General features: G+C 39.6%; 10 protein-coding genes. 6 read left to right on the top strand and 4 right to left on the bottom strand.

Annotated elements, in window-relative coordinates; all coding sequences use genetic code 11:
- Positions 1–216 precede the first annotated feature (216 nt).
- The gene (gene paaX / locus QGM71_RS11230; protein WP_327607639.1) at positions 217–1,038 is read left to right on the top strand and encodes a phenylacetic acid degradation operon negative regulatory protein PaaX; all 822 of its coding nucleotides are present in this window, start codon (positions 217–219) and stop codon (positions 1,036–1,038) included.
- A 353-nt stretch (positions 1,039–1,391) separates the two neighbouring features.
- Here the strand turns inward: paaX and QGM71_RS11225 are convergent, their stop codons facing one another.
- Complete coding sequence (locus QGM71_RS11225) at positions 1,392–1,922, bottom strand: gamma carbonic anhydrase family protein (RefSeq protein ID WP_327607638.1); 531 nt, start codon at positions 1,920–1,922, stop codon at positions 1,392–1,394.
- A gap of 219 nt (positions 1,923–2,141) precedes the next feature.
- On the opposite strand from QGM71_RS11225, the gene QGM71_RS11220 reads away from it, so the two are divergent.
- Positions 2,142–3,140 carry an NAD(P)/FAD-dependent oxidoreductase gene (locus tag QGM71_RS11220; RefSeq protein WP_327607637.1) on the top strand — a complete coding sequence of 333 codons (999 nt, stop codon included), beginning with the start codon at positions 2,142–2,144 and terminating at the stop codon, positions 3,138–3,140.
- A 157-nt stretch (positions 3,141–3,297) separates the two neighbouring features.
- On the top strand, positions 3,298–4,899 hold the full coding sequence (locus tag QGM71_RS11215) for a BCCT family transporter (RefSeq protein ID WP_327607636.1): 1,602 nt from the start codon (positions 3,298–3,300) through the stop codon (positions 4,897–4,899).
- Positions 4,900–5,083: 184 nt separating this feature from the next.
- Here the strand turns inward: QGM71_RS11215 and asnB are convergent, their stop codons facing one another.
- The 3 genes from asnB to QGM71_RS11200 are packed head-to-tail and all read right to left on the bottom strand — an operon-like array spanning position 5,084 to position 8,301.
- On the bottom strand, positions 5,084–6,982 hold the full coding sequence (gene asnB, locus QGM71_RS11210; RefSeq protein WP_327607635.1) for an asparagine synthase (glutamine-hydrolyzing): 1,899 nt from the start codon (positions 6,980–6,982) through the stop codon (positions 5,084–5,086).
- Between the two features lie 16 nt (positions 6,983–6,998).
- Positions 6,999–7,775 (bottom strand): hypothetical protein, encoded by a 777-nt coding sequence (locus QGM71_RS11205; protein ID WP_327607634.1) that lies wholly within the window; start codon positions 7,773–7,775, stop codon positions 6,999–7,001.
- A complete protein-coding gene (locus QGM71_RS11200; RefSeq protein ID WP_327607633.1) occupies positions 7,762–8,301 on the bottom strand; it encodes an RNA polymerase sigma factor in 540 nt (179 codons plus the stop codon). The genes QGM71_RS11205 and QGM71_RS11200 overlap by 14 nt, the downstream gene beginning before the upstream one ends.
- A gap of 335 nt (positions 8,302–8,636) precedes the next feature.
- Between QGM71_RS11200 and QGM71_RS11195 the strand changes: the two genes are divergently transcribed.
- The 3 genes from QGM71_RS11195 (at position 8,637) to fdhD (ending at position 13,156) form a co-directional block, all read left to right on the top strand.
- Positions 8,637–9,917 carry an L-lactate MFS transporter gene (locus QGM71_RS11195; protein ID WP_327607632.1) on the top strand — a complete coding sequence of 427 codons (1,281 nt, stop codon included), beginning with the start codon at positions 8,637–8,639 and terminating at the stop codon, positions 9,915–9,917.
- 77 nt (positions 9,918–9,994) lie between these two features.
- Positions 9,995–12,346, top strand: coding sequence for an FdhF/YdeP family oxidoreductase (locus QGM71_RS11190; protein WP_327607631.1), 2,352 nt, complete (start codon positions 9,995–9,997; stop codon positions 12,344–12,346).
- A 12-nt stretch (positions 12,347–12,358) separates the two neighbouring features.
- Positions 12,359–13,156, top strand: a complete 798-nt coding sequence (gene fdhD, locus QGM71_RS11185; RefSeq protein WP_327607630.1) for a formate dehydrogenase accessory sulfurtransferase FdhD — start codon at positions 12,359–12,361, stop codon at positions 13,154–13,156.
- The last annotated feature ends 2 nt before the right edge of the window (positions 13,157–13,158 follow it).

Genomic DNA, 13,158 nt, shown 5'->3' with positions numbered 1-13,158 from the left:
ATCGCACCATCTCCTTATCACGTTTATATAACGTTATCATAACAAAATGTTATACCATTTTCAAGAAATAATATAAATTTTCTAAATTTTACGCCCTATAGCATTATGAAATGGAAGAGTGAATATTTTCTTAATTTGTAGTACACTATTCTTCAAGTCATTATTGAATATCACCATTATCCGCTAACTAGGTCTGGGATAAAGAAGGGAAAGTCGATGGAAAAGCAATTTAACACAAGATCAATGATTTTCACATTATATGGGGACTACATTAGACACCATGGGAATGTTATCTGGATTGGCAGTTTAATAAAGCTTCTGAAGGAATTTGGTCATAACGAACAGTCTGTTCGTGCAGCCATTTCCCGGATGAGTAAGCAAGGCTGGGTACAATCAGAGAAACGGGGAAATAAAAGTTATTATTCATTAACTGAGCCCGGTCAGGCACGTATGGAGGAAGCATCTAAGCGAATATATAAACAGGACTCCCCTTCATGGGACGGAGAATGGCGTCTGCTCGTGTATACAATTCCTGAGGAAAAGCGTCACCTAAGAGATGAATTAAGAAAAGAGTTAGTATGGAGCGGCTTTGGACTTCTTTCAAATAGTTGCTGGATTACCCCTAACCCATTAGAGAAACAAGTCAACCGTTTGATTGATAAATACGACATCAGTTCCTATGTCACTTTCTTTAAGGCGTCATACGAGGGTATGACAACACATGAGCATCTGGTGGAGAAATGCTGGGATCTGGAAGATATTAATGAACGCTACTCTCAATTTATTCAAGAATACAGTCAAAAATACATCATCGACAAAAACAATCTTGCAAAAGATGATATGAGCGATGGCAGCTGCTTTGTCAAATGTGCATTACTAGTACATCAATACCGAAAATTTCTGTTTATTGACCCCAGTCTTCCCCAGGAGCTATTACCTGAAAAATGGCTGGGCGACTCGGCCGCAACACTCTTTACTGATTATTATCAAATGCTAGCAAAACCTGCCAACCGCTTTTTTGAATCCGTCTTTGAATAGAATTGAATATATTAACTAGAAAGAGGTTGGGACAAAAGAGGGATTATTCAGGGAAATCCGAACATTAACGCCTGAGCAAATGTATCGCTTCGGCAAAAACTTCGCTTTGCGTGGGCACGGCTTCAGTTAACTGTGTGAAAAAGAGCACTTCACACAGTTAACTGAAGCTCGTGCTGTTCCCACAGGAGTCTGCGTGTTTTGCCTACGCTAAGTTCCGATTGTTCGGATTCTCATTCTTCCCATCTAGTTATGTCCCAGCCTCATCTTATAAAAAGAAAACTTGAAGTACTTGACTTTATATAACCTTATAGCCAATTAGCTACGTCCAGCACGGGCGCCCAGCGCCTTTGTTCTTACTCAGATATCTTTTCAAAAATTTCCTTTTGCTGAAACTCCTGCCCATTGCGTATATAGGTCTTAGATGTTTCTTCAATCATTGCTATATCGCTATCCGTAAGTGTTCTCACTACTTTACCAGGTGAACCCAAAACTAATGAGCGTGGAGGGATAACCTTTCCAGACGGAACAAGGCTGTTAGCGCCAATAATGGAATATTCCCCGATCTCAGCCCCATCAAGGACTGTAGCACCCATTCCTACCAGTACACCCTTTCTCAGGGTACAGCCATGAATTATAGCGTTATGGCCTACAGACACCTCATCTTCCAGAACTAAAGGGAACTTCTCATACAGGTGACACATAGTGTTTTCCTGAATATTACAGCGTTTGCCAATTTGGATGGGTCCCTCATCTCCTCGTAACACTACGTTAAACCATATACTGGACTCCTCCCCGATCTCCACGTTTCCAATTACTCTCGCACCATCAGCAATAAAGGCAGTTTCATGGATGCGGGGTGTATGTTCCTTATACCGGTAAATCATATGACATCCTCCTTTTCATTACTTCTTTTAAACTTCAATATAACATAATTTTCACGCAATGATTAATTGTGTCTTGTATTTAGGGAAGATATTATTATTATTTTTTATTTATATTGACAATGATTATTTATTTTCTTATCCTTTATGTAACAAAAAATATATTAACGTAATTAATTCGTTATATAAAATAAATTAAATTTCGTAAGGGAGTTGTAGATAATGAAGAATGAGAAAATGAAGGATATTACAGTTATTGGGGCAGGACCGGTTGGACTTTTCACCGCTTTTTATGCTGGTATGAGGCAGGCATCAGTCAAAATAATTGATAGCATGCCTCAAGTTGGTGGGCAATTAGCTGCTTTGTATCCCGATAAATTCATCTATGATATTGCGGGGTTTCCAAAAATAAAAGCACAGAAATTAGTAAATCAATTGTACAAGCAAGCTAAAACCTTTTCCCCAGAAATTTGCCTAAATGAATCCGTGCTGCAGGTCGAGCGTCTGGAAGATGGAACATTTGAACTGATTACACCATCGAAGTCCCATTATTCCAGAAGTATTATAATTACTGCTGGAGCCGGAGCCTTTCAGCCCAGAAAGCTAAAAGTGGACGAAGCAGGACGATATGAAGATAAATCCGTGCATTACTTCATTAAAGATTTGAATGTATTTAAGAACCGCCGTGTTATGGTCTGTGGAGGCGGTGATTCTGCAGTAGATTGGGCATTGGCCTTAGAATCCATTGCAGAAACAGTCACATTGATTCACCGACGCTCGGCATTTCGTGCACATGAGCATAGTCTTTCTTTATTAAAACAGTCTACTGTCCATATAAAAACACCTTTTGAGGTTAAAAGCTTACTAGGAGATGAGTCGATTGAACAGGTACAAATACAAGAGGTAAAAGGAGAAAATACAGAATTGCTTCCTATCGACGATCTTGTGGTTAACTATGGCTTCGTTACATCATTAGGTCCCTTGAAAACCTGGGGCATTAAAACACAAAAAAATGCTATCACCGTTAACTCCAAAATGGAAACAAACATACCTGGAATATATGCTGCAGGAGATATCTGTATATATGACGGAAAACCCAAGTTAATTGCTACAGGCTTTGGTGAGGCTCCTATAGCTGTCAATCATGCCAAAACAAGAATTGATCCTGATGCAAAGATTCATGCCCACAGCACCCATATCTTTACGGCATCAGGCTCATAAAGCAGCCTCATCAGCATGCAATAAGCTTTTTAAGTTTATAATTATTCCTTTCAATTTACTTCTCCGCACCTTACAATTGTCCGTCTTATTCAGTATGAATCCTGTCTAATTGGTACATATTAAGAACAATATTTTCATCTAGAGAGGATTGTTCTGCTTGAAATCTAATTTAATTGATTGGCAAACTTTTATTGGATCGTTAATCGTTCTATTATGTGTTACTGTTCCGTTAATATTTTTTCCGGAAGCAGGGGCAGAAATAATAAATATGGCTAATAGCTTCATGACTGGTAATTTTGGTGTTCTCTATTTAATACTTGGTTTAGTGTCATTTGCTTTTTTATTATTTGTAGCATTTAGTAAAAACGGCCAAATCAAACTGGGAAACAAAGACGAAGAAAGAGAATTTGGTACATTTTCCTGGGCTGCTATGCTATTTGCGGCTGGTATTGGATCAAGTATATTATACTGGGCTATGATTGAATGGGCATATTATTATCAAGGACCACCTTTTGGAATAACCCCCGAATCAGAAGAAGCAATTTCCTGGGCTGCTTCTTACGGAATTTTTCATTGGGGCCCTATAGCCTGGGCAATATATACATTGCCGGCCTTACCGATTGCCTATTTCTACTATGTTCGCAAAACACCTGTACTCAAAATCAGTGAAGCAGTAAGGCCTGTGTTAGGCAAGCTTGTAGATGGCCCGCTCGGTGTTATCGTTGATGTTCTGTTTATATTCGGTTTAATGGGTGGAGCCGGCACAACACTTGCACTAGGCACCCCTATGATCGCAGAAGGTATCCATGATTTAACAGGAATACCAGTAACACTGGGACTTAAAGCTGCCGTTATGCTATTATGCACACTCATATTTGCAGTTAGTGCCTACTCCGGTTTACGGAGAGGAATTAAGGTATTAAGTGATATTAATCTATGGCTGGCAATTCTCCTACTATTATTCATCTTTATTGTTGGACCAACCGTTTTTATTAGTAAAACCACATTTACAAGTATAGGTATTATTGCCGATAATTTTTTTCAAATGGCAACATGGCTTGAGCCATTCGGAAATATGGTTGGATTTACAAAAACAGGTTTCCCAGAATCATGGACTGTATTCTACTGGGCCTGGTGGGTAGTCTATGCTCCATTTGTCGGCCTTTTTGTTGCCCGTATTTCCCGCGGGAGGACGATCCGTGAAATGATTCTTGGAACAATGATTTATGGCACAATTGGCTGTTTGCTGTTTTTTGGGATTTTGGGTAATTTTGGACTCTTCCTTCAGCTGTCAGGCACATTTGATGTAATTGGCTATATGGATGAGTTTGACGCACCCGCGACAATAATTGCTATATTAAATCAATTGCCTTTATCAAAAGTGATGGTTGGCCTATTCACTGTTCTTGCCATTATCTTCTTGGCGACGACATTTGATTCTTCCTCCTTTATTCTTGCCTCTGTGGTACAAAAACAAGTGCGATCCGAGCCGATGCGCTGGAATCGCCTGTTCTGGGCATTTACCCTATGCTTATTGCCACTTGTACTAATGTTTATTGGGGGTTTAGAAACATTACAAACTGCAAGCATCGTTGCAGGCTTCCCCGTCATGTTTATAATGCTGCTGCTCGCCTGGTCATTTATGAAAGCCTCCAGTCATGATATAAAGCAATCAAAAAATTATGATTCACCAACCATTCATATTAACCGTCGCGAGATCTTGGAGAAAATACGTTTGGAGAAAGAGAAAAAACAGTAAAATGGGTGTCCGTAGTGGAACACCCATTTATCTTACTCACCCTACTGCAAATGTTTTGGAGGGATTTTTGTATACAATAACTATTGCCTTCCATATCAAGTCTAACTCCATACTATCCTACCCCGTTTCTGAGCCCGCGTTTCATGCTTAGTTTGACTATTTTGGAAAATAGTATTCAAATCAATTACGAACTCTTACTCCATACCTCTGATTCACTCAGATAAGTAAATGAATATACTTTCTCAACATGAATTTGATGCCAAAGCATGAACATAAGCACCGTCCAAATTTTTCTGGAGTAGTCTGCTTTATAATGTGCATGGTTTTCGAGCAATTTCAGTACCACATCTTTATTGAGAATGTGATCTGTCTGGCTGACTTGGATCAGCGTTTTCGCCCATGTATATAATTCTTTACGCAGCCAATGTTTAATTGGCACGGGAAATCCCAGCTTTCTACGCCCGACAATATGATCAGGAACGATTCCTTTCGCTGCTTTTCTTAAAACGGATTTTGTTGTTCCATCGGATATTTTATGCTCCACCGCAATTTTACTGGCTGCATGAAATACTTCTTTATCTAAAAATGGAACTCGCAGCTCCAATTCATTTGCCATTGTCATCCGATCTGCCTTTAGCAAAATGTCTCCTGTTAACCATGTATGCATATCAATATATTGCATTTGGTTAACAGAGTGGCAGCCCTCTACTTGCTGATATAAACTGGATGTCAAAGATTGATAGGTTGTCTCTGGACAGTAATTTTTCATTAACAGCTGCTTCTCTTTTTCTTCAAACATCTTCGCATTACCAATATATCTATCCTTTAATGGGGTGGTGCCACGTTCTAAGAAACTCTTTCCCTTCATACCCTCTGGCAAGACTGCTGCAACTCGTTTGATTGCCTGGAGAAATCCCGGAGAAAGGTGTTGAAAGTGCTTTAATGATGCTGGCTCACGGTAGATATTATACCCTCCAAATAACTCATCGGCTCCTTCTCCAGAAAGAACAACCTTTACATATTTACGAGCTTCCTGTGCAACAAAATATAGCGGGACACATGCTGGGTCAGCCAGCGGATCATCCATATGCCATATAATTTCAGGCAGCTTTTCAACATACTCCTCTGGTGTGATGATTCGCGCAATATTCTCTACACCTAATACGGCAGCACTATGTTTTGCGATGTCTATTTCTGAAAACCCTTCTAGTTTAAAACCAACAGAGAATGTTTTGATGTCTGGCTTGAATTGCTTGGCAAAGGCAACAATCAAGGTAGAATCTATCCCACCTGACAGAAATGAGCCAACAGGTACATCACTTTGCATATGTAGCTTTACAGATTCATAAAGGACCTCCTGAATTCGGTTAACAATCTGATTTTCATTTGCTTTGACCGGTTGGAATGCCGCATGAAAATAACGGTGTTTCTGTACAGGATTATTCCATTCTTTAATAAGATAATGTCCTGCCTCCAGCTTTTGAATACCCTCGGTTAATGTGCTTGGATCGGGAACATATTGAAAAGAAAAGTAATGTTGTAATGCTTCTAAATTTACCGTTTCCTGTTGATTAAGCCAGGTAATACATTTTTGTTCCGATGCAAATATCATATCGTTTTCGTTCTCTGCATAATAAAATGGTTTAATGCCAAATGGATCCCGCGCTCCGTAGATTATTTTTTCCTCCGTATCCCAAATTAAAACAGCAAACATTCCCCGGAGATCAGCAAATGCCTCAACACCTTTATCAAGGAATAACATGGCTAAAACTTCTGTATCAGAATTTGTACAGAAATCGTATCCTTTTTCCTGTAGTTGTTCGCGCAGCAGTACATAATTGTAAATCTCTCCGTTAAATACCAAGCAATATCGCTTGTCACCAAAATAAAACGGCTGTTTCCCGCCTTCGATATCGATTATACTCAAACGACGAAAGGCCAATGCTATATGTGAATCGTTATAGTAACCTTCATCGTCTGGTCCACGGTGCTTTATTAGATAATTTGCTGTTTTAATGTCATCTAAATGTTCTTCACTAAACTGTACCTCACTATTTAATAGTACTCCCACAAATCCACACATAGATTATTGCCTCCCCTTATTTAACTACTTCAAAGCTTTCCAGCATATAGTCAAATCGAGCACCATGACCTTCTGCCGCTTCTAAAAAGTAAGCTTGTTTAATTATAAAAACCTGCCCCTCTTCTGTATCTGTTACATAATACTTATGAACTTTTGTATCCCATTGATGACCCGTTTTGCCGAATTCATTTTCATATTCTTCTCCCATGCCTTGAATCAGCTCAGCATCTATCGGTGTACTGGCACGTTCCTCTCTCGTTACTTCCATCCCCTCATTGACAATAGATTCTTTAATACCAGCAATTACTGCTTCGGTTGTTGTATGTTCTTTTCTTGTTATTTCCATATATACTTCAGGATATTTATCACCTAAAGGTTCGATTGTTTCAATGCGATCCCCATCTTCACCTTCAACCACCCTGTAACGTTCTTCATCGACATAAATGATATAGCGCAGCTCTTCATTCGTTTGTAAATTAACATCTCTTTGTTCCTTATGGCCTTCAATCTCAATTTCTTCCTGTTTCTCTTCTACAAACATATCCTTCAAACTCTGAATCATAGCCTGGCCTGTATCTGTCATGAAACCGAAGATTAGTATGGCAATTACTGCTGCAGTACTTAGTCCTGTTGTAATTCTCCTTCTACGTTTGGACGTATGCTTATAGATTTTGGTCACGAAAAGCTCATTATTTATTTGGTTCCATGTTCTTTCTTTTAACTCCTGATCTATTTCAGTTTGTTCAGTCAGGCGTCTTTTCAGCTCTTTATCAAATTTATTATTGTCCACCATCCGCTGCACCTCCCATGATTGCCTTTAGCTGTTGCCTGGCTTTATAAAGCCTCGATTTCACCGTGTTCACATTAGCATCCAGTACCTCAGCAATTTCCTTATCTGTAAAACCATTTAAATACTTTAGAATGAGAACTGTCCGGTGACTCTCCTGCAATTGTTCCATAGTTAATCCTAAGTCATCATAATTAATTTCCTCTACTGTATGCTGATGCAGGTAATCAAGAAGTTCATCGGACTCAATGCTAATCGTCTGTTTGTTCCTCTTTTTAACGTAACGGCGGGCTTCATTTATGAGTATTTGATAAAACCAGGCCTTAAATGGTTTAGTCATATCAAAGGTTTCTATATTTCGGTAAACCTTAATAAACGTTTCTTGAACGATATCTGATGCATCCGCTTTATTTTTTGTTATGCCATACGCTGTTCGCAGCGAATAGTCTGCATAGCTGTCGTACAACTTTTTAAAAGCTTGTTGATTCCCTTTTTTAATTTTCCTGATTAGCTTTGTGTCTTTATCAATCAACAGCTTCTCTCCTCCTTCAAATCACTCTTACTCTATATACCTTTGAAAACCGCAAAAAGTTTTTAATTCATTAACAAATAGGCTAAATTCTTAGCTTTTTCCATGAACTACAGTAATTTTTAATACTAAAACAGAAAATTCATTGTTTTACAAAATTCGACATGATACAATCATCAATAATAAATAAATGAATGTTCCAAAGAAATCTAGATCTCGGTAATACTTACACATCTCAGACCTTAGCATAATTAATTTTGGAGTAAGCCTTCCTGTATTAATAAGCATAAACAGGGAAGGTTTTTCTATAGAATCATTAATTAACTAGGAGGATGTATATGGAAAAGGTAAAAAATCGTTGGTTAATTGCAGCTTCTGCAGTAGGTATTCACATTTCCATAGGTTCAGCGTATGCTTGGAGTGTCTATACAAATCCCTTAGCTGACCAATTTGGCTGGGGTACAACTGAAATATCGCTTGCGTTTAGTATTGCCATATTTATGTTAGGGTTTTCAGCGGCTTTCATGGGTAAATTTGTAGAAAAGCATGGGCCGCGAAAATCAGGCATGCTGGCAGCTATATTCTTCGGTATTGGGGTAGCGGGTTCTGGATTAGCAACTGCCGCAGGATCCCTGTATATGTTATATTTATTTTATGGAGTTATTGGTGGCATTGGCCTTGGGATTGGATACATAGCTCCTGTATCAACCTTAGTCAAATGGTTCCCTGATCGCCGTGGATTGGCTACTGGATTGGCTATTATGGGATTTGGCTTTGCTGCACTAATAAGTGGTCCTGCGGCAGCAGCTTTAATAAATTCAATTGGTATCACTACCACCTTTTTTGTAATGGGCGCTATTTATTTCATTGTGATGATGCTTGCATCACAATATCTTGCCCCGCCTCCAAAAGGATGGGTCCCTGAAGGTTATATTGAAAAAGAACAAAACGGTGGGAAGATCAAGGCGGATCTTTCGCAGCTTACTGCCAATGAAGCTATTAAAACGCGTCGCTTCTGGATGCTTTGGATGATGCTGTTTCTAAATGTAACCTGTGGTATTGCCGTTATTGCAGTTGCCTCACCAATGGCACAGGGTATTACCGGCATGACTCCAATTGCTGCAGCTGCAATGGTAGGTGTGATGGGATTATTCAATGGTGCAGGAAGAATTGGATGGGCGAGTTTATCTGACTATATTGGACGACCTAATGTATATACAGCATTTTTCATTATTCAAATTGCCGCGTTTTTCCTTCTTCCGATCACAAGCAATGTAATCTTGTTTCAAATTCTATTATTCGCTATTTTAACTTGTTATGGTGGAGGTTTCGCTTCCATTCCAGCATATATAGGAGACCTGTTTGGCACAAAGCAACTTGGTGCAATTCACGGCTATATCTTAACAGCCTGGGCAGTAGCTGGTGTAGTTGGCCCTGTCCTGCTATCATTAATCTACGATACTACGAATAGTTATAATTTAACAATGACTATCTTTGGTATACTATTCATCGTAGCTCTTGCAATCTCTCTATGGATAAGGGTAGATATAAATCGGTTACGAGAAAAACAATCGGAGTCCCTTAAAAACCTTACAGGTGCTACAGGTGAAGTTCAATAGACTTTCAGATTGATGATGAAATTCAGTTTTTTTAGTTTACTAATACACACAGCAAAAATTATTTAGGAGGGTGTACTTTGGGGAAAACGAAACACACAGGTCCTATCAAATTATCCAAAAAACCCGATCCAAATTTATGGGTTAGCAAGGTTCCTTTTGGTTTAGGGAAAATAAAACCACATCATATACGTGATACGATGAAGGTTGCATGGGAAAATAAAGACAATCTGCCCTATGCTACCCGTATTCTTACACAGGGTGTCTGTGACGGTTGTGCACTGGGGGTATCCGGACTTAAAGATCAGACGCTGACAGGTCCTCATATATGTACTACCAGATTAAATGTTTTACGTTTAAATACAATGTCCGCAATTAACGAAGATATTATCCATGCTGATATAGATGATCTGCGTAAGATGAGCAGTACAGAGCTGCGTAAGTTAGGAAGAATTCCATACCCACTTATCCGTAAGCCTGGAGACCGGAACTTTCAGCGTATTTCCTGGGATGACGCATTGGATAAAATAGCTGATAAAATGAAAACGCTTAACCCAAAACAGTATGCTTTTTATTCAACATCTCGAGGAATAACAAATGAATCTTATTATACACTCGGAAAGGTAGCACGTTATCTGGGGACGAACAACGTGGACAATGCATCACGTATTTGTCATTCACCTTCTAAAACAGCTCTAACCCGTTCCGTTGGGGTTGGGGCCTCCACGTGTAATTATAAAGATTGGATAGGTACCGACGTTCTTGTCTTTTGGGGTTCCGTAGCAGCAAATAATCAGCCTGTCTCCACTAAATATATGTATGCAGCGAAGAAAAAGGGTACAAAAATAATTATCATTAATCCATACCGTGAGCCTGCAATGGATGAATACTGGATTCCTTCTGTCGCAGAATCTGCTTTATTCGGCACTAAAATTGCAGACGATGTATACCAGGTAAACATCGGTGGCGACATAGCTTTCATGCACGGAATTATGAAGCATTGGTTTGAAATGGAGGAAGCCGAACATGGTTCAGCCATCGACCACGCGTTTGTTAATAAGCATGTGCACGGATTAGAGGATTTAAGAGAAAAATCAACCTCCTATGAGTGGGAACAGCTGGTAGAATCCTCGGGTATTTCAAAAGAAGAGATGATTGAATTAGCCGAGTTACTCGCTAATTCTAAATCTGCTGTCTTTGTTTGGTCCATGGGACTTACACAACACCGATTCGGGACGGATAATATTTCTCAGGTGGCTAATCTAGCGTTACTACGCGGATTTTTAGGTAGAGAACATTGCGGTCTTATGCCAATCCGAGGTCACTCCGGAGTACAAGGATCTGGTGAAATGGGGGCCGATCCTTTCGTACTACCAGGCGGCGGTATGGATGATGAGAATCGCGAACGTGTGAGCAGCCTTTGGGGCTTCCCTGTTCCGGATTGGCAGGGAGATATTGTTGGAGTATCTCTGGAAAATGCACTTTTACCGGAAGATCATGAACGGAAACTGAACCTATACTATATGTCCGGAGGTAACTTTTTAGAAACAATGCCTGACCCCGAATTTGTGGAAAAGACACTATCAAATGTGGATATACGTGTACATCAGGATATTATTCTCAATACTTCTACATTTGTTGATGCGAGAGAAGCGGTTATTGTATTACCTGCTATGACCAGGTATGAACAGCCTGGTGGCGGAACTTCTACGTCTACAGAAAGAATGGTTTATTTTTCACCTGAAATTAAAGGGCCACGTATTGAGGAAGCACGTGCTGAATGGGAAATCTACATGGACTTGGCAAAACGAGTGAAGCCAGAAGGACAACATCTTATTCACTTTAAAGATCTTTATGAAGTCCGCGATGAAATTGCTAAAGCTGCTCCGAATTATGATGGTATTCAACATCTTAAAGAAAAGGGCGATTTCTTCCAGTGGGGCGGTGCCTGGCTTTGTGAAGACGGTGTATGCCCTACGCCTGATGGCAAAGGAAATCTTGTTACTGCAGAGCTTCCGGAGCTCCGAAAGCCGGAAGGACACTTCTATGTAACTACTCGTCGGGGCAAGCAGTTTAATTCCATGATTTACAGTGAAAAAGATCCATTCAATGATGCAGATCGATATGATGTATTGATGAATAAAGACGATGGGCAACTACATGATATTGCTGAAGGTGATGCAATTGTTGTATTTAATCAACATGGGTCATTTAATGGACGTGCGAAATTTGTACCGGTAAAGGCTGGCAACATTGAACTTCACTGGCCTGAGGGAAATACATTAATACCAAAAGGTGTTTATGAGGAATTTGCTGGTATACCAGAATATAATACAGCTGTTATTATAGAAAAGGCAGAAACCTATTTTGCTCATAAAGATACACGCTATGTAGAAAAACGTGTGGAAGAGCTTGAAATGGACACTAACTAGAAGGTGAATATAATGAAGGACACAACACTTAACGGCTGGAAAATTACCAGGTTCGAGGGCAACTCACAAAGGAAAGAGGAAGTTGAGATTGCTACAGAATTTCCACTGACGATTATGTTAAACGGCGAAGAATTTGCGACAATGGTGTGCTCTCCATCCAACTTTCATGAGCTGATTGTTGGCTTCCTTGCTTCAGAAGGTGTAATTCGTTTTTATGATCAAATCACATCCGTTCAAATCGATGAAGTACGTGGTTTTGCTTATATCGAAGTTAACAAACCACAAGACATGCACAAACACGATCACTCCAAACGTTTTATCGGCTCCTGTTGCGGAAAGAGCAGACAATTCTACTTTAAAAGCGATGTGAAAACATCCAAAACCATTGTTAGCAGGCTGAGCATATCTGTACAACAGTGCTTTAAGCTAATGGATGATCTGCAGAGCCAATCTGAACAATTCAAAATAACGGGTGGCGTTCATAATGCCGCACTATGTACTGTAAATGAAATCCTTCATACAAGAACTGATGTAGGCAGGCATAATGCGCTGGACAAAATTTATGGCCGGATTCTAGAGGATAAACTCCCCTTGTCTGATAAATTAATTATATTCAGTGGACGGATTTCTTCCGAGGTACTATTAAAAATATCAAAAATCGGTGTAGGTATTATTATTTCCAAATCAGCACCAACCGATTTGGCACTAAGATTAGCAGATGACTTGGGAATCACCGCAATCGGCTTCGCCAGAGGGAATAAGCTGAATGTTTATACCCATCCTGAGCGTATTATTGAACTTAACGAATAGAA

This window comes from Virgibacillus tibetensis, assembly GCF_036026595.1.
Taxonomy (GTDB): domain Bacteria; phylum Bacillota; class Bacilli; order Bacillales; family Amphibacillaceae; genus Virgibacillus_P; species Virgibacillus_P tibetensis.
Note: the sequence above shows the minus strand (reverse complement) of the source record. Positions and strands in the feature narration are given on the sequence as shown.